Below are 24341 nucleotides of genomic sequence, written 5' to 3' on the forward strand. Positions count from 1 at the left end.
GGCGATGTGGTGTGGTGTGGGTCGGGGGAACAGCGAAAGGGGGATCGATGGGTGGGCCGGCGGCGGAGGGGGGGACTCAGGGCAGCGGCACGGCATCCACCATGGCCCGCACCTGCTCCACGGCGCCGCGCCCGGCATCGCCCACGGGTACCAGGCGGTGGGCAACGGTCTGGGGCAGCACGGCCTGCACGTCGTCTGGGGCCACGTAGTCGCGCCCCGAGATCAGCGCCTGCGCCTTGGCCGCGCGCACCAGCGCGATGCCGGCGCGGGGCGACAGCCCCTGCAGGAACCACCGGCCCGAGCGGGTGGCGGCCATCAGGTCCTGCACGTAGTTCAAGAGCGGGTCGGCCGTGTGCACGGCCAGCACCTGCTGCTGCAGTTGCTCCAATTCGTTGCCTGAGAGCAGGGGCAGCATGCTGTCCACCATGTCGCGCCGGTCGGCCCCGGCCAGCAGCAGGCGTTCGGCCGCGCGGTCGGGGTAGCCGATGGAGATGCGCATCAGGAAACGGTCCAGCTGCGATTCGGGCAGCGCGAAGGTGCCCAGCTGGTCGTGCGGGTTCTGCGTGGCGATCACGAAGAACGGGTGGGGCAGGGCGCGGGTTTCGCCCTCCACCGAGACCTGCTTTTCTTCCATGGCCTCGAGCAGGGCGCTCTGGGTCTTGGGACTGGCGCGGTTGATCTCGTCGGCCAGCAGCACCTGCGCGAACACGGGGCCGGGGTGGAACACGAACGATTCCTTGCCGCGCTCGTACACCGAGACGCCGGTGAGGTCGCTCGGCATCAGGTCGGCGGTGAACTGCACGCGCGAGAACTGCAGCCCGAAGGTGCGTGCCAGCGCGTGGGCCAGCGTGGTCTTGCCGACGCCGGGAACGTCCTCGATCAGCAGGTGGCCGCCGGCCAGAAGGCAGGCCACGCAGTCCTGGACCTGGGCGCTTTTGCCCACGATCACCGTGTTAAGCTGGTCCAGAAGCGACTTGATTTTGTGCTGTGCTTGCATGGTGCGACGTTATCCGAAAAAGAACGAGGCTACGGGAATGACTGTGGGCATGACAGGCTATTTCACCCATCGCGAATGCTGGAAGCACGAGATGGGCCCGGGGCATCCCGAATGCCCGGCGCGGCTGGATGCCATCGAGGACCGACTGCTCGCCACCGGCGTGGCCGACGCGCTGGAACGCATCCAGGCCCCCGAGGCGTCTCTGGCCGACATCGAGCTGGCGCACGACCGCCGCCATGTGGACGCCCTGCGCGGCATGTCCGAGCGGCTGGCCGAAGAGCTGCTGGCCGGCGGCCCGGCGCATGCGCAGATCGACCCCGACACCTCCATCAACACCCACACCTGGAACGCCGCGCTGCGCGCCGCCGGCGCGGCCCTGGCCGCCACCGATGCGGTGATGGCGGGCGAGCTGGAGAACGCCTTCTGCTGCGTGCGCCCGCCGGGCCACCACGCCACGCGCGACAAGGCCATGGGGTTTTGCTTCTTCAACAACGTGGCCATCGCCGCGCGGTATGCCTTGAAGCGCCACGGCCTGCGCCGCGTGGCGGTGGTGGATTTCGACGTGCACCACGGCAACGGCACCGAGGACATCCTGGCCGGCGACGACCGCGTGCTGATGGTGGGCATCTTCCAGCACCCGTTCTATCCCTACAGCGGCGACCGCGACCCGGCGCCCAACATGCTCAACGTGCCCGTGGCCGCCTACACGCGCGGCATGGACATCCGCGAGCTGATCGAGATGCTGTGGATTCCGCGGCTGGAGGCCTTCAAGCCCGAGATGATCTTCGTGAGCGCCGGCTTCGACGGCCACCGCGAGGACGACATGGGCCAGCTCGGCCTGACCGAGCAGGACTACACCTGGATCACCCAGCGCGTGAAGGACGTGGCCCGCCGCCATTCCAAGGGCCGCATCGTCTCGTGCCTGGAGGGCGGCTACATGATGGATGCCCTGGCGCGCAGCGTGGAAGCCCACGTGCGCGTGCTGGCCGACCTGTGACCTTCTGCCTTAGCCGCCCTATCGCATGACGACCCCTTCCGCCCCCCCAAACCCCCTGGCCGTTTCGCGCGATGCGCGGGGCGTCGTCACCCTCACGCTGGACGACACCGCGCGCTTCAACGCGCTGGGCGACGGCATGCTCGCCGCGCTGCAGCAGGCGCTGGCCGACGTGGCCCGCGACGACACCGCGCGGGTGGTGGTGCTGGCCGCCAGCGGCAAGGCCTTTTGCGCCGGCCACAACCTGAAGGACATGGCCGCCCACCTCGACAAGGCCTGGTACCAGAAGCTCTTCGCCCAGTGCAGCCGCATGATGCTCGCCATCCAGCAGCTGCCCGTGCCGGTGATCGCCCGCGTGCAGGGCATGGCCACGGCGGCCGGCTGCCAGCTGGTGGCGCAGTGCGACCTGGCGGTGGCGGCGGACGACGCCACGTTCGCCACCAGCGGCATCCACTACGGCCTGTTCTGCGCCACGCCCAGCGTGCCGCTGGTGCGCAACGTGCCGTTCAAGCGCGCCATGGAAATGCTGCTGACGGGCGACTTCATCGATGCGCGCACTGCGCAGGCCGAGGGGCTGGTGAACCGCGTGGTGCCGCAGGCGCAACTCGATGCCGAGGTCGAACGGCTCGTGCAGTCCATCCTGGAAAAGCCCCGCGCCGCGGTCGCCATGGGCAAGGCCCTGGTCTACCAGCAGCGCGAGCTGGGCGTGGAGGCGGCCTACCAGCTCGCGGGCCAGGCCATGGCCACCAACATGATGGACGCGGCGGCGCAGGAGGGCGCGCGCGCCTTCGCCGAAAAACGCACGCCGGCCTGGAAGCCGGCGCGCTGAGCCCGCTGGCCATGCCGCCGTCGCCGGTTCCCGATCCCTGCACCCCTTCCGGTCCTGGCGCCGCCGGGTGTGGCGCCTTCTTCTTCTTCTTCTTCTTCTTCTGCTGCTTCTTCTGACTGCCGATGGAAATCTTCGACACCCTGTCGCGCGACTTCAATAATTCCAGCACCTGGCTGGAGATCGCCGTGCTCGCGGCCTGCATCGCCCTGGCTTACCTGGCCAGCCGCGCGGTGGGGCGCCAGCAGCCGGCCGATTCGGTGTGGTTCGGGCGGCGCACCGTCGATGGGCTGATGTTCCCGCTGCTCTCGCTGGCGCTGGTGTATGCGGCACGCGTGGGCGTGGAGCATTACCAGCCGGTGTTCCTGCTGCGCGTGGCGGTGCCGGTGCTGACCTCGCTGGTGCTGATCCGCTTCTTCGCGCGGGTGCTGACGGCGGCTTTCCCGCGCTCGGCGGCCATGCGGCTGGTCGAGCGCATCGTCTCGTGGGTGGCCTGGGGCGTGGCCGTGCTGTGGAGCGTGGGGCTGCTGCCGCTGGTGCGCCAGGAGCTGGCCGACATCACCATCAGCTTCGGCAAGTCGCAGGTCAGCCTGCTCATGCTGCTGCAGGGCGTGTTGTCGGCGGGGCTGGTGATGGTGCTGGCGCTGTGGGTGTCGTCCACGTTCGAGCGCCGCGTGCTGAGCAATGCCGTCAACGACCTGTCCATGCGCAAGGTGGCGGTGAACGCCACGCGCGCGGTGCTGCTGATGATCGGCATGCTGTTCGCCCTGTCGGCCGTGGGCGTGGACCTGACCGCGCTGTCGGTGCTGGGCGGCGCGGTGGGCGTGGGCCTGGGATTCGGGCTGCAAAAGCTCGCCTCCAACTATGTGAGCGGCTTCGTCATCCTGCTGGAGCGCTCGCTGCGCATCGGCGACAACGTGCGCGTTGACGGCTTCGAGGGCCGCATCACCGACATCAAGACACGCTACACCCTCATCCGCGCGGGCAACGGCCGCGAGTCCATCGTGCCGAACGAGACCCTCATCACCCAGCGCGTGGAGAACCTCTCCGACGCCGACCGCAAGTTCAACGTCACCACCAACATCGTCGTGGGCTACGACAGCGACGTGGCCCAGGTGCAGCAGATCCTGTGCGAGGCCGCCGCCGCGCAGGCCCGTGTGCTCAAGGAACCGCAGCCCGTGGCCTACCTGGTCAACTTCGCGCCCGACGGGCTGGAGTTCAGCCTGAACTTCTGGATCAGCGATCCCTCCGCCGGCTCGGTCAACCTGCGCTCGGCCATCAACATCGCCATTCTGGAGGGCCTGCGCGGGGCGGGCATCGACATTCCCTACCCGCAGCGGGTGGTGCAGATCCGGGGCGACGCCGTGCCCCCGGTACCGGCCGGCGCTGTCGCCGACGTGCCAGCACCCGCACCGCAGCGCCCGGAGGCCGGAGACACTGGCCTATAATTCTCAAAAAAGCACGATCGTTCTTTTTGTGGATGGGCGGCATCCCACTGCCTCGCGCAGGGGTATGCGCCAGGGGTGCGGAATAGAATGTTTCGGTTTACGTAAACGTCAATTAATCAACAACTCTAGGAGCCGCAGCAATGAAGGTTTTGGTCCCTGTCAAGCGCGTGGTGGACTACAACGTGAAGGTCCGAGTGAAGTCGGACAACACGGGTGTGGACATCGCGAACGTGAAGATGAGCATGAACCCCTTTGACGAGATCGCCGTCGAGGAGGCCGTGCGCCTGAAGGAAAAGGGCGTGGTGACCGAAGTCATCGCCGTCTCCTGCGGCGTGGCGCAGTGCCAGGAAACGCTGCGCACCGCGATGGCCATCGGTGCCGACCGTGCCATCCTGGTGGAGACCACCGAAGAGCTGCAGCCCCTGGCCGTGGCCAAGATCCTGAAGGCGCTGGTGGACAAGGAGCAGCCCCAGCTCATCATCCTGGGCAAGCAGGCCATCGACGACGATGCCAACCAGACCGGGCAGATGCTCGCAGCCCTGGCCGACCTGCCACAGGCCACCTTCGCCTCCAAGGTGGAAGTGAGCGGCGACAAGGTCAACGTCACGCGCGAAGTCGATGGCGGTCTGGAGACCATCTCCCTCACGCTGCCGGCCGTGGTCACCACCGACCTGCGCCTGAACGAGCCGCGCTACGTCACCTTGCCCAACATCATGAAGGCCAAGAAAAAGCAGCTCGACACCGTCAAGCCCGAAGACCTCGGTGTGGACGTGAAGCCGCGCCTGAAGACCCTGAAGGTCTCCGAACCGCCGAAGCGCGGCGCCGGCATCAAGGTGCCCGACGTGGCCGCCCTGGTGGACAAGCTCAAGAACGAAGCAAAGGTGATCTGAACATGACAGCCCTCGTAATTGCCGAACACGACAACGCCAGCATCAAGCCCTCCACCCTGAACACCGTGACGGCCGCCGTGGCCTGCGGTGGCGACGTGCACGTGCTGGTGGCGGGCAGCGGCGCCGATGCCGCCGCCCAGGCCGCCGCGCAGATCGCCGGCGTCAGCAAGGTCATCCTGGCCGATGGCGCGAGCCTCAAGGACGGCCTGGCCGAGAACGTCGCCGCGCAGGTGCTGGCCATCGCCGCCAACTACAGCCACATCCTGTTCCCCGCCACCGCGGGCGGCAAGAACGTGGCCCCCCGCGTGGCCGCCAAGCTCGATGTCGCGCAGATCTCGGACATCACCAAGGTCGACAGCCCCGACACCTTCGAGCGCCCCATCTACGCCGGCAACGCCATCGCCACCGTGCAGAGCAGCGATGCGACCAAGGTCATCACCGTGCGCACCACCGGCTTCGATGCCGCGGCCGCCACGGGGGGCTCGGCCGCTGTCGATAAGCAGGAGGCCGCCGCCGATTCGGGCAAGAGCAGCTTCGTGGGCCGGGAAGTGACCAAGAGCGACCGCCCCGAGCTCACCGCCGCCAAGATCATCGTCTCGGGCGGACGGGCGCTGGGCAGCAGCGAGAAGTTCAACGAAGTGATGACGCCCCTGGCGGACAAGCTGGGTGCGGCGATCGGCGCGAGCCGCGCGGCGGTGGATGCGGGCTACGCGCCCAACGACCTGCAGGTGGGGCAGACGGGCAAGATCGTGGCGCCGCAGCTGTACATCGCGGCGGGCATCTCGGGCGCGATCCAGCATCTGGCGGGCATGAAGGACTCCAAGGTGATCGTGGCGATCAACAAGGACCCGGAAGCGCCGATCTTCAGCGTGGCCGACTACGGCCTGGAGGCCGACCTGTTCACGGCCGTGCCGGAACTGGTCAAGGCGCTCTGAACGCACGGCCCCGTTCCCCGGAAGGCATCGCTTGCGATGCCTTTTTTTCCGACATTTTTCGCCCCCGGAGACTTCTTCCATGAGTTACACCGCCCCCGTCAAGGACATGCTGTTCGCGATCGAACACCTGGCGAACATCGAGCAGGTGGCCCAGCTTCCCGGCTTCGAGGATGCTGGCCTCGACACCGCCCAGGCGGTGCTGCAGGAATGCGCCCGCTTCAACGAGGGCGTGGTGGCGCCATTGAACGTCGTGGGGGACCGCAACCCGTCGTCTTGGAAGGACGGGGTGGTCACGACCACGCCGGGGTTCAAGGAAGCCTTTCGCCAGTACGCCGAGGGCGGCTGGCAGGGCCTGCAGCACCCGGCCGATTTCGGCGGCCAGGGGCTGCCCAAGACCATCGGCGCGGCCTGCATCGAAATGTGCAACAGCGCCAACCTGAGCTTCGCGCTGTGCCCGCTGCTGACCGACGGCGCCATCGAGGCGCTGCTCACGGCCGGCAGCGATGACCTCAAAGCCACCTACCTCGAAAAGCTGGTGACCGGCGAGTGGACCGGCACCATGAACCTCACCGAGCCGCAGGCCGGCTCGGACCTGGCGCTGGTGCGCACGCGCGCCGAGCCGCAGGGCGACGGCACCTACCAGGTGTTCGGCACCAAGATCTTCATCACCTACGGCGAGCACGACATGGCCGCCAACATCGTGCACCTCGTGCTGGCGCGCGTGCAGGGCGCGCCCGAGGGCGTGAAGGGCATCAGCCTGTTCGTGGTGCCGAAGTTCCTGGTCAACGCCGATGGCAGCCTGGGCGCGCGCAACGATGCGCACTGCGTTTCCATCGAGCACAAGCTGGGCATCAAGGCGTCGCCCACCGCGGTGCTGCAGTTCGGCGACCACGGCGGCGCCGTGGGCTACCTCGTGGGCGAGGAAAACCGCGGCCTCGAATACATGTTCATCATGATGAACGCGGCCCGCTACGCCGTGGGCGTGCAGGGCATCGCGGTGGCCGAGCGCGCCTACCAGCAGGCCGTGGGCTACGCGAAGGACCGCGTGCAGAGCCGGCCCGTGGACGGCAGCGTGAAGGCCAGCGCCACCATCATCCACCACCCCGACGTGCGCCGCATGCTCATGACCATGCGCGCCTACACCGAAGGCTGCCGCGCCATGGCCACCGTGGCCGCGGCCGCCTACGACGCCTCGCACCACCACCCCGATGCCGAGACGCGCCGGCAGAACACGGCGTTCTACGAATTCATGGTGCCGCTGGTCAAGGGCTACAGCACCGAGATGAGCCTGGAGGTCACCAGCCTGGGCGTGCAGGTGCACGGCGGCATGGGCTTCATCGAGGAGACCGGCGCCGCGCAGCACTACCGCGACGCGAAGATCCTCACCATCTACGAAGGCACCACCGCCATCCAGGCGAACGACCTCGTGGGCCGCAAGACGGCGCGCGACGGCGGCCAGACGGCCAAGGCCATCGCCGCGCAGATCGCGGCGACCGAGGGCGAACTCGACGCCAGCGGCACGCCCGCCGCCCGCGCCGTGGCCCGGCGCCTGTCCCAGGCCCGCGCGGCGTTCCTGGAGGTGGTGGATTTCATCGCTGCCAGCGCCAAGGCCCAGCCCAACGCCGCCTATGCAGGCAGCGTGCCGTACCTGATGCTGGCCGGCAACCTCGTGGCAGGCTGGCAGATGGGCCGCGCGCTGCTGGCCGCGCAGCGGCTGTTGCCGGAGGGACAGGACGAAGCCTTCCTGCACGCCAAGATCGCCACCGCGCAGTTCTACGCGGACCACATCCTGGTCAAGGCCGGCGGCCTGCGCGATGCCATCGTGGAAGGTGCCGACAGCGTGACCGCGCTGGCGCCCGAGGCGTTCTGACGCCCCTCTGGCTGCTTTGATTGCTATTGAATCGATAGCTGAATGCCCTAGAGAAATATGTGCTGGGGCCGTTTTTCATCATTAATACCAACCCCGGAGACCGTCCATGTCCCAGTTGCCACCGGCGCTTCAGAAACTCTCGCTGCCCGTCATCGGTTCGCCGCTGTTCATCATCAGCAACCCCCAGCTGGTGATCGCGCAGTGCAAGGCGGGCATCGTGGGCTCGATGCCCGCGCTCAACGCCCGCCCGGCTGAGCAGCTGGACGACTGGCTGGCCGAGATCACCGAGGCGCTGGCGGCGCATGACAAGGCGCACCCCGACCGGCCGTCGGCTCCGTTCGCCATCAACCAGATCGTGCACAAGAGCAACGACCGCCTGGAGCACGACATGCAGGTCTGCGCCAAGTACAAGGTGCCGATCGTCATCACCAGCCTGGGCGCGCGCGAGGACGTGAACCAGGCCGTGCACGGCTGGGGCGGCATCGTGCTGCACGACATCATCAACAACAAGTTCGCGCACAAGGCGATCGAGAAGGGCGCCGACGGCCTCATCGCCGTGGCCGCGGGCGCGGGCGGGCATGCGGGGGTCAAGAGCCCCTTCGCGCTGATCCAGGAGATCCGCCAGTGGTTCGACGGCCCCGTGGCGCTGTCCGGCGCGATCGCCTCGGGCGGCGCCGTGCTGGCCGCGCAGGCCATGGGGGCCGACTTCGCCTACATCGGCTCGGCCTTCATCGCCACGCACGAAGCGCGGGCGCAGGAGGCCTACAAGCAGGCCATCGTGGACGGCAACTCCGACGACATCGTCTACAGCAACCTGTTCACGGGCGTGCACGGCAACTACCTGGCGCCCTCGGTGCGCGCGGCCGGGCTCGACCCCGACCACCTGCCCGAGTCCGACCCGAGCAAGATGAATTTCGGCGGCGACGCCAAGAAGGCCTGGAAGGACATCTGGGGCTGCGGCCAGGGCATCGGCGCGATCACCGAGGTGACCGGCGCGGCCGACCTCGTGGCCCGCCTGCGCCGCGAGTACCAGGCCGCGCGGGGCCGCCTGGCCGTCATCTGAGCCGCGCCGCCGGGCCGGCTGCCTCGGCCCGGGACGCTATACTTTTCGACCCCCGCGCTCCCGGCGCTGCCGCATGGCAGTGCCGGGAGCGCTTTTTTGCGGGCCCGCGGGCACTTTGCCGCGCGGCCCGTTCCATGGTTCGTCCCTCGCCGGTTTCCGCATGTCCTCCGCCTCCCGCAGTTCCCTGATCGACACGGTCAAGGGCCTGGCCTGCGCGACCATCGTCGCGCACCACCTGGTTTTCTACGGCCCCATGTCCGATGTGGCCCTGCCGCTGATGCCGCAGGTGATGGCGTGGCTGTCCCAGCATGGGCGGATGGCCGTGCAGGTGTTTCTGGTCCTCGGCGGCTACCTGGCCGCGGCCAGCCTGGCGCCCACCGGCGCGGCGCGCTTCGACAGCGCCTCCGAGCAGATCGGCCGGCGGTTCGTGCGGCTGGCCGTGCCCTACGCCGTGGCCCTGGTGCTGGCGGTGCTGGCATCCGCCGCGGTGCGGCCCTTCCTGGACCACCCCTCGGTGCCGGGCGAGCCCAGCCCCGCCCAGCTGGTGGCGAACGCGCTGATGATCCAGGACATCGTGGGCGAGGAGGCGCTGTCCGCCGGGGTCTGGTACGTGGGCATCGACTTCCAGCTCTTCGCGCTGGCGGCGCTGCTGTTCTCGGCCGTGCGCCGCTGGCCGGGCGTGAGCCGGCCGCAGGCGGAGCGCCTGGGCAAGGCGCTGGTGCTGGCCGGCACGGCGCTGTCCCTGCTGTGGCTCAACCGCGAGCCGGGCCTGGACATGTGGGCCTGTTATTTCTTCGGCTCGTATGGCCTGGGCATGCTGGCGTGCTGGACCGTGCGCGCGCCCCGTGCGCGGGCGGGGCTGCTGGCCATCACCGCGCTGGGGGGGGTGGCGCTGGCGGTGGAGTTCCGCGAACGCATCGCGGTGGCCTGGGTGGCCGCGCTGGTGCTGGTGCTGTGGCTGCGCTGGGGGCAGCCCTGGCTGTCGGCGTGCTGGCCCGCCGGTGCGCCCAGTGCCGTGCCCCATCCCCTGGAGCGGCTGGGGCGCATGTCGTATTCGGTGTTCCTCGTGCACTTTCCCGTGTGCCTGCTGGTGAATGCCGCGTTCCAGCAGGGCTGGCCGGACTCCGCCGCGATGAACCTGCTGGGCATGGCCACCGCCTTCGGCCTGTCGCTGGCCGCGGGGCGCCTGCTGTACTGGCGGGTGGAGCGCCAGGTGCCGTCGTGGACGGTGGCGCTGCGCTGGCAGGCCGGGCTCGTGGGCACCGGCGTGGTGGTGGCGTTCGCGGCCGGGCGCTTCGGCTGATCAGGCCCGGCGGTGGGCCCGGATGCTGAGGCCCGGGGCCTCGCCATGCCAGGCCGGGATGACGCTCAGGCGGGATCTTTCGCCACTTCGCGCCCGCGGCGGCGCCAGTCGATGAACCAGGCCATGAACGGCAGGATGAGCATGGAGCCGGGCACCACCCACACCAGCAGGTAAGGGCTGACCGACGAGGCCGAGCGCATCACGCTGCGCAGCCGGTCGCGCTCCTCGGCCGTCCACAGCCCCTGGCGGCGCTGCTGCACCAGCCATGTCACCGACCCCTTCATGGTGGCCAGCTCCTTGAGAAAGCGGTTCTTCTCCCGGTTGCTGCCCGCCAGGAAGGCGCAGAACCACTCCGGTGCGCACTCGACGCGGCGCTGCAGGGCCGCGGCGGAGGCGGGATCGGACGCCTGCGTCAGGGCGGTGTCGGGCGGAAGCGGGGGCTCCGGATCGTGGGGAGAAGCGGTGTTCATGGGTTGGGGGGCGTTCACTGCGCAGTGCCGGGCGGGTTGCCTGCAGGCGTGCCCTCCGACTGTGCCACAGAGCGAAATCCATGGTGGGCCAGAGTATACTGAGTGTCTGTATTTAAATACAGTATGGGCGGCTTTCTTCGGTGCACGGGGCGCGCCGCTATCAGAGCGTCAGCAGCAAATCGTGCCCGCCGCCGTCGAGCGGCACGCGCACGCCGCTGTCTTCGCAGGGCACGGAGACACCGTCCAGCCAGGCCTGCGGCGGGCCGCCGGCATCCGGGGCACGGGTGATGCGGATCGCGCAGTGGCTGGTGCCGATGGTGACCGTCGCCTCGAACCCCGGCCAGTCCGCAGGAATGCAGGGCCGCACGCGCAGCGCCGTGCCTTCGCGGCGCAGCCCCAGGATGCCTTCGATGCCCGCGCGGTACATCCAGGCGGCCGAGCCGGTGTACCAGGTCCAGCCGCCGCGCCCGGCATGCGGGGGCACGGCATAGACGTCGGCCGCGACCACGTAGGGCTCGACCCGGTAGCGGGCGACCTGCTCCGGCGTGCTGGCGTGCAGGATGGGGTTCACCAGCCGGAACAGCGCGGCGGCCCGGTCGCCATCGCCCTGCTGCGCGAAGGCGAGGATGGACCACATGGCGGCGTGGCTGTACTGACCGCCGTTCTCGCGCAGGCCGGGCGGGTAGCCCTTGATGTACCCCGGGTCGCGCGGCATCTGGTCGAACGGGGGGGCCAGCAGCAGCGCGAGCCCGTCGTCCTGGCGGATCAGGTGCCGCTCCAGCGAATCCATGGCCTGGGCGGCCCGCGCCGGGTCGGCGGCCCCCGACAGCACGGCCCAGGCCTGGGCGATGGCGTCGATGCGGCACTCCCCGCTGTCCTGCGAGCCCAGCCAGGTGCCGTCGTCGAAGGTGGCGCGGCGGTACCAGGCGCCGTCCCACGCGACCGCCTCGATGGCGGCGCGCACCGATTCCGCATGCGCGCGCCAGAGCACCGCCCGGGCATCGCCCCGGCCCTCGGCCAGCGGCGCGAAGAGGGCGACGGTGCGGATCAGCAGCCAGCCCAGCCACACGCTCTCGCCTTGCCCTTCGGCGCCCACGCGGTTCATGCCGTCGTTCCAGTCGCCGGTGCCGATGAGCGGCAACCCCTGCCGGCCCGTGAGCGCCATGCACTGGTCCAGCGCGCGGGCGCAGTGCTCGAACAGCGAGGCCGACTGTCCGGACGGCATGGGCTGGAAGAACGCATCGTGTTCGCCAGGCTGCAGCGCCGGGCCTTCGAGGAAGGGCACGGCTTCGTCCAGCACGGCGCGATCGCCCGAGGTGGCGACGTACTCCGCCGCCGCATAGGCCAGCCAGGCGCGGTCGTCCGAGATGCGGGTGCGCACGCCCTGGCCGGAGTGCGGCAGCCACCAGTGCTGCACGTCGCCTTCCGGGAACTGGCGGCCGGCGGCGCGCAGCAGGTGCGCGCGGGTCTGCTCCGGGTGGGTGAAGCGCAGCGCCATCCCGTCCTGCAACTGGTCGCGGAACCCGTAGGCGCCGCTGGCCTGGTAGAAGGCCGCCCGGGCCCAGAGCCGGCAGGCGATGGTTTGGTAGAGCAGCCAACCGTTGAGCAGGATGTCCATGGCCCGGTCGGGCGTGCGCACCTGCACCGCACCCAGCGTCTGCCGCCAGCCTGCGGTCACCTGCGCCAGCACGGCATCGAGATCGCAGGTGCGGTAGCGGGCGATGAGCGCCTGCGTGGCCTGCAGCGAGTCGCCTTGCCCCAGCAGGGACACGACCTCCACCGAGGCCCCCGGGGCCAGTTCGACCACGCACTGCAGCGCCGCGCACGGGTCGAGCCCGGCGCCCATGCGGCCCGACAGCGGCACATGGCCTGTGAGCGCGGCAGGCGCCCCGGGCCCGCCGTGGCGGCCCAGGAACTCCGTGCGGTCGCCCGTCCACGCCGTCTGCTGCCCGCGCAGGTCCGCGAAGGCCACCCGCCCGGGAAAGGCCATGTCCCAGGGCTTGTGGGCGAGCAGGGCGCCGCTGCCGGAATCCACCGCGGTCACGATGAACGGCGCCGACGCGCCGCGCGAGGTGCCCAGCACCCATTCGGCATAGGCCGTGACCGTCAGGCGCCGGGCCTTGCCCGAGGTGTTGCGCAGCGTGAGGCGCGAGATCTTGACGGGGTCCTCGCCGGGCACGTACTGCAACAGCTCCAGCCCCAGGCCGCGCGCTGCGTGCGCGAACCGGCTGTAGCCGTGGCCGTGGCGCGCTTCGTACACGCCATCGTCGCCCAGGGGCTGCGCCGTGGCGGTCCACACCTCGCCCGTGGCTTCGTCGTGCACGTAGATTGCTTCTCCGGACGGATCGCTCACCGGGTCGTTGGACCACGGGGTCAACTGGTTCTCGCGGCTGTTGGTGCACCAGGTGCAGGTGCTGCCGCGCTCGGACACCTGGAACCCGAACCCCGGGTTGGCGATGACGTTGATCCAGGGCGCCGGGGTGGCCTGGCCCGGGCCCAGCCGCACCACATACTCCCGCCCGTCCAGGGCGAATCCGCCCAGGCCGTTGAAGAACTCCAAGTCGTCGGATGCCGCTGGGGCGGGTGCCGCACCAGGCGCCAGCGGGGAGGGCGGCGGCGCCCAGGCCGGCCGGGCGGGGGGCTGTGCCACGCCCGGGGCGGGGGGCGCGATGCGGGCGAGCCGGTCGGCGACCGGACCCTGGCGCGCGACGAGCTCCAAGCGCGCCGCCGACTGCAGCAGCGCGCGCCCCTGGACCCCGAGCAGGTCGGCCCGCAGCACATGGACCGCGCCCTGCGCCAGGCCCGACGCCATGGCCGGGCGCGCCTGGCTGCTGCGCACCGCGGTCTCGATGGCCACCTGCAGGTCCTGCACGTAGGAAGACGCGCGTTCGTTGAGGATGACCAGGTCCACGCTCAGCTGCTTCATGCGCCAGTATTCGTGGGCCGTGAGCAACTGCCGCACCTGCGGCATGTCCTCGATGTCGTCGATGCGCAGCACCACGATGGGCAGGTCGCCGGAGACCGCGTGCGGCCACAGCCCCGACTGCGGCCCGGCGCCCTGCAGCAGGGTCTCGGGATGGGCGCGGAACCGGCGGTCGGCATACAGCAGCGGGGCGGCCAGGCGCTGGAAGTCGGCGGCTTCCTCGCCGTCCACTCCCAGGTGGCGCAGCTGCACCTGGGCCTGCGTCCACGACAGCGTGGCGGCGCGGTCGAAGGCACTGCGCTCGTGGTGCTGATCGATCAGGTCCAGCAGCCCCGCGCGGGTCGATGCCACCACCGTCCAGAAGGCGATGCGCGCCAGCCCGCCCGGTGCCACGCGCACCCGCTGGCGCAGGGCGAACACCGGGTCGAGCACCGTGCCCACGGCGCCCGACAGCGGCAGGTCCTGCAGCACGGCGGCGGCGGTGGCGGGGTCGCGCCCCCGGCCCAGGAAGCCCGCGCGGTCGGAGCCGTACTGGGGCGCCGCGGTGATCTCGCCTTCCAGCACCGCGAAATGCCCGGCCCATGCCTGCGGCTCGTGCGGCGTGCGCGGCCGGCGCGTGGCGATCAGCGCGCCGAATTCCGGCAGGTACTCGGTCAGAACGAACAGCTTGGAGAACGCGGGATGCGCGTCGTCGGCGGCCTGCGGTGCCAGCACCACCTCGGCGTAGGAGGTCACATCGACCTCGCGCGCCCGGCGCCCGCTGTTGGCCAGCGAGATGCGGCGCACCTCGCCGTCGGTCTCGCCGGACACCAGCACGTCCAGCGTGGTGAGCAGGCCCTTGTCGTGGTGCGAGAACGTGGCGTGGTCCTCTCCGAACAGCACGTCGCCGTGGTGGTGGCTGGCGCCCAGGGGCTGGGTGGTGGGGGACCAGAGCTGGGCGCTTTGCACATCGCGCAGGTAGATGAAGCTGCCGTGCGAATCCCGCGTGGCGTCCTCGCGCCAGCGGGTCACCGCCACCCCGCGCCAGCGGCTGTAGCCCGCACCGGCGGCCGTGAGCATGACCGTGTAGCTGCCGTTGGACAGCAGGTGCGTGACCGGCCCCGGCGCTCCGGCCGCCAGGCGGCGCACGGTGGGTGGCTGGCCCACGCCGCCGTCCAGCGAGGCCTTGACTTCTTCGGCGCGCGGCCGGTCCACCGCCACGTTGCGCGGCGTGCGCTCCTGCAGCAGCAGCTCGCTGGACTGGACCATGGGCTCGCGGTGAAAGCGCTCGCGCATGCGGCCGTCCTTCAGCACGTTGAGCAGGGCCACGATGGTCATGCCCTGGTGGTGGGCCATGTAGTTGCGCACGATGGCCACCGGCTGCCCCTCGGGCAGGCGGGTGGGCGTGAAATCCAGCGCTTCGTAGAAGCCATGGTGGCCCAGCGCCCCCAGGGCGGCCAGGCGCTCGTAGTTCAGCAGCGCCGCGCGCGGCTCCACCATGGCGGCCAGGCCGGTGGCGTACGGCGCGATGACGCGGTTGTCGCCGAGCCCGCGCTTGAGGCCCAGGCCCGGTACGCCGAAGTTGGAGTACTGGTAGGTGAACTCCCGATCGCGCGCGTTGTAGGCGGACTCCGAGATGCCCCACGGAATGCCGAGCGCCTGCCCGTACGCGATCTGCCGCTGCACCACCAGGCGGTTCGTCTGCTCCAGCAGGCTGCCCGCGGGCGCCCGCATGACCAGCGAGGGCATCAGGTATTCGAACATCGAGCCGGACCAGGAGATCAGCGCCGAACTGCCCGCAAGCGGCGTGGCAGCACGCCCCAGGCGGAACCAGTGGCGGGTGGGTGCATCGCCCTTGGCGATGGCGAAGAGGCTCGCCAGCCGCGCCTCGGACCCGAGCAGGTCGTAGCAGTTCTCGTCCAGGCGCTGCTCCGCCAGGGCGTAGCCGATGGACAGCAGCTTGCGCTCCGGGTCCATCAGGAACGCGAAATCCATGGCCAGGGCCATCTCACGCGCCGTGCCGGCCAGTGCCTGCAGCCGCTGGGCCAGTGCCGGCGCCGAGGTGGGCGCCAGGGCATCGTCGGCGTGCGCCGCGGCCACGCGGGCGATCTCGCGGGTCCAGAACAGCATTTCGTCCACGCCCGGATCGCCGTCCACCGAGCCCGCCTCCTTCGCCGCGCCGGCTGCCTTGTCGGCCAGGCGGCCCAGCGCGGGCGCCAGTTCCTGCAGCGGCAGGGGGCCATCGATCAGGGCGGCCATGCCGTCCAGCAGCTCGCCCATGCGCTGCGCCAGGGGCACGCCGCGCGCGCTGGCCAGGCCCGGCAGGCCCGCACGCGCCAGCTGCAGCGCGTCGCCGATGCCCGTGCGCACTTCCGCGCAGGGGCCGCCCTGGGCCCGCCACTCGTCGCAGGTGTTGGCCAGGGCGATCAGGTGGCCGGCAAGGTTGCCGCTGTCCACCGATGACACGTAGGGCGGATCGAGCGCGCGCAGGTCCGCCGTGCCATACCAGTTGAAGAAGTGGCCCCGAAAGCGCTGCAGCTGCTGCAGCGTGGCGAACGTCGCCTCCAGGCGCGCCACCGTCTCCAGCGTGCCGGCCCAGCCGAAATCGCGCGCCGCGGCCGTCGCCAGCAGGTACAGGCCGATGTTGGTCGGCGAGGTACGGCGCGCCACCACGGGCCGGGGCGTTTCCTGGAAGTTGTCGGGCGGCAGCATGTGGTCCGCCGGCGTCACGAAGGTCTCGAAGTAGCGCCAGGTGCGTCGCGCGATCCGTCGCAGCGCCAGGGCCTGCGCCGGTTGCAGTGCCAGCAGCGGGGCTGTGCCCGGCGGTCGGCTGGCCCAGGCGGCGAGGGCGGGCGCCGCCAGCCACAGCGACAGCATCGGCAGCAGGAGCGCCAGCGTGGCGGCCCAGTGCGATGGCGCGAGCGCGATGGCGGCCCCCGCCACGGCCAGGCCCAGCGCCATGCCCGGGGCCATCTGGCGGTAAAAGCCCCGCACGCCCGGCCGGGGCCGCTGGCCGGACTGCGCCGCAGTCGTCCATTCCAGCAGGTGGCGGCGGGTGGCGAACATTCTGGCCAGCGTGCGCACCAGGGCATCGCCCATGCGCCAGGCCTGATCCGCCAGCAGGCTCCAGGCCAGGACGGTCTGGGCGCAGGCCATCCGCGCATCGGCGGCCAGCACCCGCCATTGGCCGCGCAGCCGCACGCCCGGCCGGTGCGACCAGGCGCTGGAGAGCAACGGCAGGCAGGAAGGAATGGCCAGCAACAGCAGCACCAGCAGCATGGCGACGGCGGCGGGTGCCGTGGGCATCGCCCAGGCCATGGCCAGCGCCAGCAGCGCCGATGGCGCCAGCAGCGAGCGGCGCAGGTTGTCGATCATCTTCCAGCGCCCCACGGCGGACACGGCCTGGGGCCCGGTCCAGTGGCCGGCGATCCAGGGCAGCAGCTGCCAGTCGCCCCGGGTCCAGCGGTGCTGGCGCCGCGCGGCCACGTCGTAGCGGGCCGGGGCTTCCTCGATCAGTTCGATGTCGGAGGCCAGGCCGGCGCGCGCGAAAGTGCCTTCGAAGAGATCGTGGCTCAGCAGGGCGTTGTCCGGCACCCGGCCCTGCAGCGATGCCTCGAAGGCATCCACGTCGTAGATGCCCTTGCCGGTGTACGAGCCTTCGCCGAAGAGGTCCTGGTAGACGTCCGAGATGGCCATTGCATACGGGTCCATGCCGCCCGGGCTGGAGGAGATCCGCTGGTAGAACGAACCCTGGCTGCCGGTGGGCAGCGACGGCGTGATGCGCGGCTGCAAGATCGCGTAGCCGCCCACGACGCGTTGCGACACCGGGTCGAACCGGGGGCGGTTGAGCGGATGGGCCATTTTGCCCACCAGGCGCAGCGCCGCGTCGCGCGGCAGTCGCGTGTCCGCGTCCAGCGTGATCACGTAGCGCACGCCCTGCGGCACGGCCGGCGTGGGCACGAAGCTGGTGTCCGCCGCGCCGCGCAGCAGCTGGTTCAGTTCATGGAGCTTGCCCCGCTTGCGCTCCCACCCCATCCAGGTGTTCTCCGCCGCATTGAACAGGCGGCGGCGGTGCAGCAGCAGGAATCGCGGCCCCTGCGGCGCGGCGCCGTGGCGCAGGTTCAGCGCCGCGATGGCCTGCTCGGCCAGTGTGACGAGGGGGGCGTCGGAGGGCAGGTCCTGCGTGGGCGCGTCCACGCCATCGGCCACCAGCGCGAAGGCGATGTCGCCCTCGCCGCCCGCCAGGTAGTGCACCTCCAGCCGCTCGATCTGCTCCAGCAGGTCCGCCGGGCTGGTGAACAGCGTGGGCATGGCCACCAGGGTGCGCATCGAGGCCGGAATGCCCCCGGCCAGCTCCAGCCCGGGCAGGGGCGCCGCGCCCAGGCGCCAGGCCACCAGCCGGTGCACCAGGCTGGTGGCGACCTCGGAGGCGGGCAGCAGCAGGCCCAGCAGCCACAGTGCGGTCAGCCACGCGCCCGCGCCCACGGGCAGCACGAACCAGCCCGCGGCGCACAGCGCACCCGTGGTCAGCGCGATGGCGCCCACGTAGCCGCGCAGGCTGTGCTCGCCCCGCAGGCGCGCCAGGCGCCAGTGCAGCGGCGCATGGAAGCCGATGGCCTGCTCGAGCGCCCTGCGGCCTGCGGAAATGAGGTGGTAGCCGGGGTCGTCGGCGCCGTCGCCGCGCTCTGCACCTGAGGCGCTGGCAGCGGCCTTCGCGGCGGCCAGTGCGTGTTCGGCGATATCCAGCTCCGAATGGCGGGAGCGGCGCGCCAATTGCTCGATGGCGTCGCGGTAGAGGTTGCGCGTGGGAAAGTCCATCGCGGCGAAGTGGCTGCCTTCGCGCAGCCGCTCGTCCACCAGGCTCACGCTTTCGAACAGGTCGGCCCAGTCGATGTCGGACATGAGCCGCAGGCTGGTGATCACGTTGCGCACGGTGACGTTGGAGGCGCCCTGGCGCTGCTGGGCATGCGACACCACTTCGTCGATGGTGGTGCCCTGCTGCTGCAGGCGCTCCTGCAGCCAGCCCAGTGCCGGCATGGTCCGCGGGTCGTGGTCGCGCAGCCGCTTGGCGAGCTGGGCGGCGAACAGTTCGGACAGCGCCAGGGGTGACCGCGCGGCGATGTCCTCGTCCAGCGCCGAGCGGGCGGAGCCCAGGGCCATCAGGTGCGTTGCGAGCCGGTCGGCGTCGGCCCGCGCGGCGCGCCCCACGGTCATCTGGTCCACCAGCCGGCGCAGGTTTTCGATCAGCACGATGCGCAGCGTGATCGCCACCGCCCACAACTCGCCGATGGTCAGCGGCTGCACACGCTGGTAGGCCTGCAGGAAGGCCCGCAACGTGCCCGCATCCACATGGCTGTCGGTGTGGGCCACGAAAGCCCAGGTCAGGCCCAGCACCCGGGGATAGCCAGCGAAGGGGCCCGATGCGAGCTTGGGCAACTGCCGGTAGTAGTCGGCCGGCAGGTCGCCCCGGATGTCGCGCACCTGCTTTTCGACGAGGTGGTAGTTGTCCAGCAGCCACTCGGCGGCGGGCACGACCCGCCGGCCCGCCTCCAGCTCGGCCGCGCTGGCACGGTAGGCGGCCAGCAGCACCCGGGCGTTGTCGTCCAGGCGCCGGCGCAGCGGGGCGACGGCCGGGGGCCTGGCGCTGACGGCTTGCGCGGCGGCCAGGCTCTGGGCGTGCTGCTCCAGGCGCTCCAGCCCGAACAGTTCGCCGCGCACCGGCGCCGAGCCGGACCACAGCGAGGCATCGTTGCCGCGAAAAAAGAGGCGTTGGAGGAAGGGGGGCATGGTGCCTTTCGGTGGGCAGTGGGCGGTGGTGCGCCCAGGCGACTGAACGGCGGATCGGGCAACGGAAGGCGGGGCGAAGGGGGCGCGGGTGCGCGGCCGGCCGCTCTAGGGCGCGCGCAGGTCGAACTCGCGCAGCATCACGGGCTCGATGGCGCCCTGGTCCACCCGGCGGCGCACCGCGGCCTCGATCTCGGGGGCGTGGCTGCGGTAGGTGTCCATCGGGTCCTCGTCCGCGGTGCCGGGGCTGTAGCGGTAGTGCAGGGCATCCTTGCCGACACTGGCACCGATCCATTGCGACTGGACCTCGACCCAGAAGCGCACCGTTCCCGAGGCTTCGTGGAAAAAGGGAGGCTGTGACATGGGGAACTCCGAAAAGGTGGGGGGTGATCGCATGCCGCCGCGGTGGGTGCACCGGCGCGGGCATGAGGTGGAGCGCGCAAAGAAGCCAACGAGAGCGGCCAAAGAGGCCGGCGAAAGACTTGGCGCCGCTTGGCCTGCGAGGCTATGGCCGGATCGCCCGCCTGTCTGTGCGCTGGCACACACAGGCCGCGCCCGGGCCGCGCCCTATACTGAACCGGGCGAATCGTTGCCGGTGGCTGTTCCATCGCTGATGCATCCGGCTTTCTGGAGAATGCGATGCCCCACCGTGAAGAACCCCGGCGCAACCGCCTGCTCGCCGCACTGGGCGACGCCGAATGGCAGCGCCTGCACCCCGACCTCGAATCCGTGAGCCTCGGCGTGGGCCTGGTGCTCGGCGAGCCGGGCGAGCGCGTGGGCCATGCGGTGTTTCCCACCACCGCCATCGTCTCGCTGCTGCACCGCCTGGAAGACGGCGGTTGCGCGGGGGTCGCCGTGGTCGGCTTCGAGGGCATGGTCGGCGCGTGCATCGTGCTGGGTGGCGAATCGATGCCCCACCGCGCCGTGGTGCAGTGCGCAGGCCGCGGCTGGCGCGTGCCGGCCCATGCGCTGCTGGACGTGCTGCAGCGGTCCGCCGCGTGGCAGCGGCAGCTGCTGCGCTACGCACAGGCGCTCCTGGCGCAGATCGCGCAGACGGCCGTGTGCAATCGCCACCACTCGCTGGACCAGCAACTGTGCCGCTGGCTGCTGACCAGCCTCGATCGCCTGGAGGGCCCGGACGTCGTGGTGACCCAGGAACTCATCGCCCACATGCTGGGCGTTCGCCGCGAAGGGGTGACGGAAGCGGCGGGGAATCTGCAGCAGGCGGGATTGATCCGCTACCGCCGTGGCCGCATCACCGTGCTGGACATCGATGGACTGCTGCGCCGCAGCTGCGAATGCCACCGGCTCGTGCAGCGCGAGTACGAGCGGCTTTTGCCGTGAGCGCGTCGCTGCGCCAGGGCGGTTGCGGGAACGGGTGTACCATGGGTCGCGTAGACATGTGCAAGACCGTCACTCCCTAGGTCGCTCCCCAGTTGCCCGCCGGCGCCCTGCCGGTGGATGTTGTCGAATATCCCATCGATGATTTTCTTGGCGTCTCTGCGCCGCAGGCACGTTCGCGCCGCGGCAACTTGAAAAGGAATCGATATGACGACACAAACCGGCACCGTGAAATGGTTCAACGATGGCAAGGGCTTCGGCTTCATCGCCCCCGATGACGGCAGCAAGGACCTGTTTGCCCACTTCCGTGAAATCCAGGGTGGCAGCGGCTTCAAGACCCTGGCGGAAAGCCAGCGCGTGCAGTTCGAAGTGACGCAAGGCGAAAAGGGACCGCAGGCGTCCAACATCCGCGCCGTCGAATAAGGCGCCAGGCCCGGGCGGTGTCCGCCCCGGCCGCACCCTCTCCCGAAACGCGGCCCCGGCCGCGTTTTCTTTTTTTGGAAGGCGCATCCCCATGAAAAACCTGCAAGACGTCACCGAGCGCATCTGCGAACTCAAGGGCAGCCTCATCGCCATCGACGCGCTGCTGCCGGCCCTGCTCGATGCCCTGCCGTCCGGGGCGCACGACACCCTGGCGCGGTCGTTCGATGCGCACGTCGAAGCGGCCCGGACCGTGATGCTCCACGCCCCCATCTCCGACCATGTGCTGTCCACCTTCGAGCGCGACGCCGCCCGCATGCACGGCGTGATCGCCGCGCTGCCTGGCACGCCGGCGCCGCTGGCCGAGTCCGAGTCCGAGTCCGGACCCGTGGCGCAGTCCCAGGCCCCGGCCACCGAATCCGTGCTGCTCACCAGCACGCGCATCAGCACGTTCGACGGGCCGCGCTCGCTGACGGGCGCGAGCGGCTTCTTCTTCCGGCGCGACGGGCGGCTTTTCCTGGTGACGAGCCGGCACGTGCTGGCCGACGCGCCCAGCGCCCATTTTCCGGACCGCATCGAAATCGACCTGCACCTGCACCCGCAGGACCTCACGCGCGTCGCCGTGTTCTCGCTGCCGCTGTACCGCGACGGACTGGGCCTGTGGCGCCAGGCGGTGGACAGCGGGGGCGAGGTGGACGTGTCCGCGATCGAGATCGACACCGCCCGCCTGCCCGAGGGCTGCGTCTTCGAGGCGTTCGACGCCAGTCACCTGCAGGCCGCGGGCGATCCGCCCCAGGTCGGCGATGCGCTGGTCGTGATCGGGTTTCCGCTGGGGTTTCACGACACGGTGCACCGCCTGCCCGTGGTGCGCGCGGCCTCGGTGGCCTCGGCCTACGGCGTGCGGTTCCAGCAGCAGGGTTATTTCCTGACCGATGCCCGCACCCACCGCGGCAGCAGCGGCGCCCCGGTGCTGCGCCGGCGCGTGGACGCAGGGCCGGTGCCGCTGCCGTGGCAGCTGCTGGGCGTGCACTCGACCCGCATGGACATGAGCACCCGCGACTTGGTGCAGGACGAATCGCTGGGCCTGAACTGCGCCTGGTATGCCGACGTGCTGATGGCGCTCACCGGCCCGGGGCCGGCGGCCGCCCCACCCGTGGCGGCCGACTGAGCCACGGCGCGCCGAACGGCGCATCGGCACGACGCCGGGGGTGGCGGGCCCGCAACGCAGGGGCCACGGGATGGGCGCAGCGGGAGGCCACCGGGTGCGGCTGTTTTTCATTTTGCTATTAAATTAATAGCGACATGCCCTGGTGTTGATTGTGCTGGAGGCCAAAAACACCGAAACCATTGCCGAGGGCAGCACCGTGACCTCCTGTCCGGCCGTGCTTGTGCTGCACCGCGTTGTGGCCTACCGTGTGCCTTCCCTGAGGGCGGCAGCCTTGGCGCCACGGATTCGATCCCCGAGTTCCGGCCGGTGCGCGCGCCAGCCCTGTGAAGAAAGTGCGCATATGAACGTTGTGTTCCTGGGCAAGGTGGCGGAACAGCCCCTGCCGTTCACCACCTCCGACCCCGAGGAAATCCAGCATTTCGAGCTGCTGCGCGCCGCTGGCCTGCTGACGGGCACCATCGCCGTGGAGGAGGAAGGCGGCCCGGTCTGCGCCCGGATCACGGGCTTCACCGAGGAAGGCCGCGCGCTGCAGGCGCTGGATGTGCAACTGCAGCGCATGCACCTGCGCGGCCTCCTGCGCCGCCTCTCCCTGGCCGCCTGACCGCAGGCGGTAGCCCGGGCCAGTGCAGGCCCACGGCATCGGGGCGAACTGCGCCCGGCGAAGGGGCGGGAGACATCCCCAGCGAACGGCGCTAATATCTGTGTTTATATACAGTCTTTGGCTGGCCGCAGGCAGGCGTCGAACCGGCGCCGCCCCTGGCCCAGCCCGCAGCCGAGGCGCCGTCCATGTCCGAATTCCAGATCCCACTGCACGCCATCAAGGGGCGGGGCGCCGCGACGCGGATCCCGCACCGTTTCCTGCGCGATGCGCGCGACGCCTTCGACGATGGTTGGGCCGAGCCCGGCGAACCGCCGGACACCGCCGCCCCCCAGGCCACGCACGTGGTGCTGGAGACCGCGCACAGCGCCATCTGCGCCAACGACTCGCCGGACATCTTCTTCGAGCACTCGGTCAACCCCTACCGCGGGTGCGAGCACGGCTGCATCTACTGCTACGCGCGGCCCACGCACAGCTACCTGAACCTGTCGCCGGGGCTGGACTTCGAGACGCAGATCATCGCCAAGCACAACATCGCCGAGGTGCTGCGCGGCGAACTGGCCCGGCCCGGGCATGTGCCGCAGCTGCTCAACATCGGATCCGCCACCGACTGCTACCAGCCCGTGGAGCGCGAGCTGCGCCTGACGCGCGGGCTGATCGAAGTGCTGGGCGAGGCCCGCTACCCGTTTTCGGTCATCACCAAGTCGAGCGGGGTGGAGCGCGACCTCGACCTGCTCGCCCCCCTGGCCCGCGACCGCCTGGCCGCCGCCTACGTGACCATCACCACGCTGGACGCCGCGCTCGCCCGCCGCCTGGAGCCGCGCGCCGCCGCGCCGCACCGGCGCCTGCGCACCATCCGCGCGCTGGCCGAGGCCGGCGTGCCCGTGGGCGTGAGCGTGGCGCCGCAGATCCCGTTCATCACCGAAGACATGGAACAGGTGCTGGAAGCCGCGCGCGATGCCGGCGCCACGACCGCCTTCTACACCGTGGTGCGCCTGCCCTGGGAGGTGGCGCCGCTCATGCGCGAGTGGCTGGCGCTGCACTACCCGCAGCGCGCGGCGCGCGTGATGGCCCGCATCCAGGACCTGCACGGCCTGAGCGCCGAGGCCCGCGCGGCGGGCAAGAGCTACCAGAGCGACTTCGCCACGCGCATGAAGGGCACGGGGCTGTGGGCCGACCTGGTGCGCCAGCGGTTCGCCACCGCGTGCCGGCGCCTGGGCCTGAACCGCCAGCGCGTGGAGCTGGACCTGTCGCAGTACCGGCCGGCATTGGCACGGGGGCAGGGCGTTCTTTTTTAAAGTTGCCTCACCGCACGCTGAAGGAAATGGATGC

General features: G+C 70.6%; 17 protein-coding genes. 13 read left to right on the plus strand and 4 right to left on the minus strand.

From position 1 onward, the window contains the following. Positions 1-76: 76 nt before the first annotated feature. Positions 77-997 (minus strand): AAA family ATPase, encoded by a 921-nt coding sequence (locus tag AVTE2539_RS15255; RefSeq protein WP_284411832.1) that lies wholly within the window; start codon positions 995-997, stop codon positions 77-79. Between the two features lie 37 nt (positions 998-1034). On the opposite strand from AVTE2539_RS15255, the gene AVTE2539_RS15260 reads away from it, so the two are divergent. The 8 genes from AVTE2539_RS15260 (at position 1035) to AVTE2539_RS15295 (ending at position 10326) form a co-directional block, all read left to right on the plus strand. Further along, entirely contained in the window at positions 1035-1994 is a 960-nt protein-coding gene (locus tag AVTE2539_RS15260) for a histone deacetylase family protein (RefSeq protein WP_272552001.1), read from the plus strand. Between the two features lie 25 nt (positions 1995-2019). After that, the gene (locus AVTE2539_RS15265; protein ID WP_284411834.1) at positions 2020-2820 is read left to right on the plus strand and encodes an enoyl-CoA hydratase; all 801 of its coding nucleotides are present in this window, start codon (positions 2020-2022) and stop codon (positions 2818-2820) included. A 122-nt stretch (positions 2821-2942) separates the two neighbouring features. Continuing rightward, complete coding sequence (locus AVTE2539_RS15270) at positions 2943-4265, plus strand: mechanosensitive ion channel family protein (protein ID WP_284411836.1); 1323 nt, start codon at positions 2943-2945, stop codon at positions 4263-4265. 140 nt (positions 4266-4405) lie between these two features. Further along, positions 4406-5155, plus strand: a complete 750-nt coding sequence (locus AVTE2539_RS15275; RefSeq protein ID WP_272568347.1) for an electron transfer flavoprotein subunit beta/FixA family protein — start codon at positions 4406-4408, stop codon at positions 5153-5155. A 2-nt stretch (positions 5156-5157) separates the two neighbouring features. Next, on the plus strand, positions 5158-6090 hold the full coding sequence (locus AVTE2539_RS15280) for an electron transfer flavoprotein subunit alpha/FixB family protein (RefSeq protein WP_284411838.1): 933 nt from the start codon (positions 5158-5160) through the stop codon (positions 6088-6090). Positions 6091-6169: 79 nt separating this feature from the next. Then, the gene (locus AVTE2539_RS15285; RefSeq protein ID WP_284411840.1) at positions 6170-7960 is read left to right on the plus strand and encodes an acyl-CoA dehydrogenase; all 1791 of its coding nucleotides are present in this window, start codon (positions 6170-6172) and stop codon (positions 7958-7960) included. 106 nt (positions 7961-8066) lie between these two features. After that, positions 8067-9023 carry an NAD(P)H-dependent flavin oxidoreductase gene (locus tag AVTE2539_RS15290; protein ID WP_284411842.1) on the plus strand — a complete coding sequence of 319 codons (957 nt, stop codon included), beginning with the start codon at positions 8067-8069 and terminating at the stop codon, positions 9021-9023. A gap of 160 nt (positions 9024-9183) precedes the next feature. Next, positions 9184-10326, plus strand: a complete 1143-nt coding sequence (locus tag AVTE2539_RS15295) for an acyltransferase family protein (RefSeq protein ID WP_284411844.1) — start codon at positions 9184-9186, stop codon at positions 10324-10326. Positions 10327-10391: 65 nt separating this feature from the next. Here AVTE2539_RS15295 and AVTE2539_RS15300 read toward each other — a convergent pair whose 3' ends face one another. The 3 genes from AVTE2539_RS15300 to AVTE2539_RS15310 form a co-directional block, all read right to left on the minus strand. Continuing rightward, a complete protein-coding gene (locus AVTE2539_RS15300; RefSeq protein ID WP_272568355.1) occupies positions 10392-10796 on the minus strand; it encodes a hypothetical protein in 405 nt (134 codons plus the stop codon). 160 nt (positions 10797-10956) lie between these two features. After that, the gene (locus tag AVTE2539_RS15305) at positions 10957-19485 is read right to left on the minus strand and encodes a glycoside hydrolase family 94 protein (protein WP_284411846.1); all 8529 of its coding nucleotides are present in this window, start codon (positions 19483-19485) and stop codon (positions 10957-10959) included. A gap of 105 nt (positions 19486-19590) precedes the next feature. Then, entirely contained in the window at positions 19591-19845 is a 255-nt protein-coding gene (locus AVTE2539_RS15310; RefSeq protein ID WP_272568357.1) for a DUF1488 family protein, read from the minus strand. A gap of 276 nt (positions 19846-20121) precedes the next feature. On the opposite strand from AVTE2539_RS15310, the gene AVTE2539_RS15315 reads away from it, so the two are divergent. From AVTE2539_RS15315 to AVTE2539_RS15335, 5 genes are all read left to right on the plus strand, one after another. Then, on the plus strand, positions 20122-20826 hold the full coding sequence (locus AVTE2539_RS15315; RefSeq protein WP_284411849.1) for a Crp/Fnr family transcriptional regulator: 705 nt from the start codon (positions 20122-20124) through the stop codon (positions 20824-20826). A 204-nt stretch (positions 20827-21030) separates the two neighbouring features. Further along, positions 21031-21246 (plus strand): transcription antiterminator/RNA stability regulator CspE, encoded by a 216-nt coding sequence (cspE, locus tag AVTE2539_RS15320; protein ID WP_272552015.1) that lies wholly within the window; start codon positions 21031-21033, stop codon positions 21244-21246. Positions 21247-21337: 91 nt separating this feature from the next. Next, on the plus strand, positions 21338-22411 hold the full coding sequence (locus AVTE2539_RS15325; protein ID WP_284411851.1) for a S1 family peptidase: 1074 nt from the start codon (positions 21338-21340) through the stop codon (positions 22409-22411). Positions 22412-22751: 340 nt separating this feature from the next. Then, positions 22752-23012 carry a hypothetical protein gene (locus AVTE2539_RS15330; protein WP_284411853.1) on the plus strand — a complete coding sequence of 87 codons (261 nt, stop codon included), beginning with the start codon at positions 22752-22754 and terminating at the stop codon, positions 23010-23012. Positions 23013-23197: 185 nt separating this feature from the next. Next, positions 23198-24307: a PA0069 family radical SAM protein gene (locus tag AVTE2539_RS15335; protein WP_284411855.1), complete on the plus strand. Its 1110-nt coding sequence runs from the start codon at positions 23198-23200 to the stop codon at positions 24305-24307. Positions 24308-24341: the final 34 nt, after the last annotated feature.

Origin of the sequence: Acidovorax sp. SUPP2539 (genome assembly GCF_030158975.1) — a bacterium.
Classification (GTDB): domain Bacteria; phylum Pseudomonadota; class Gammaproteobacteria; order Burkholderiales; family Burkholderiaceae_C; genus Paracidovorax.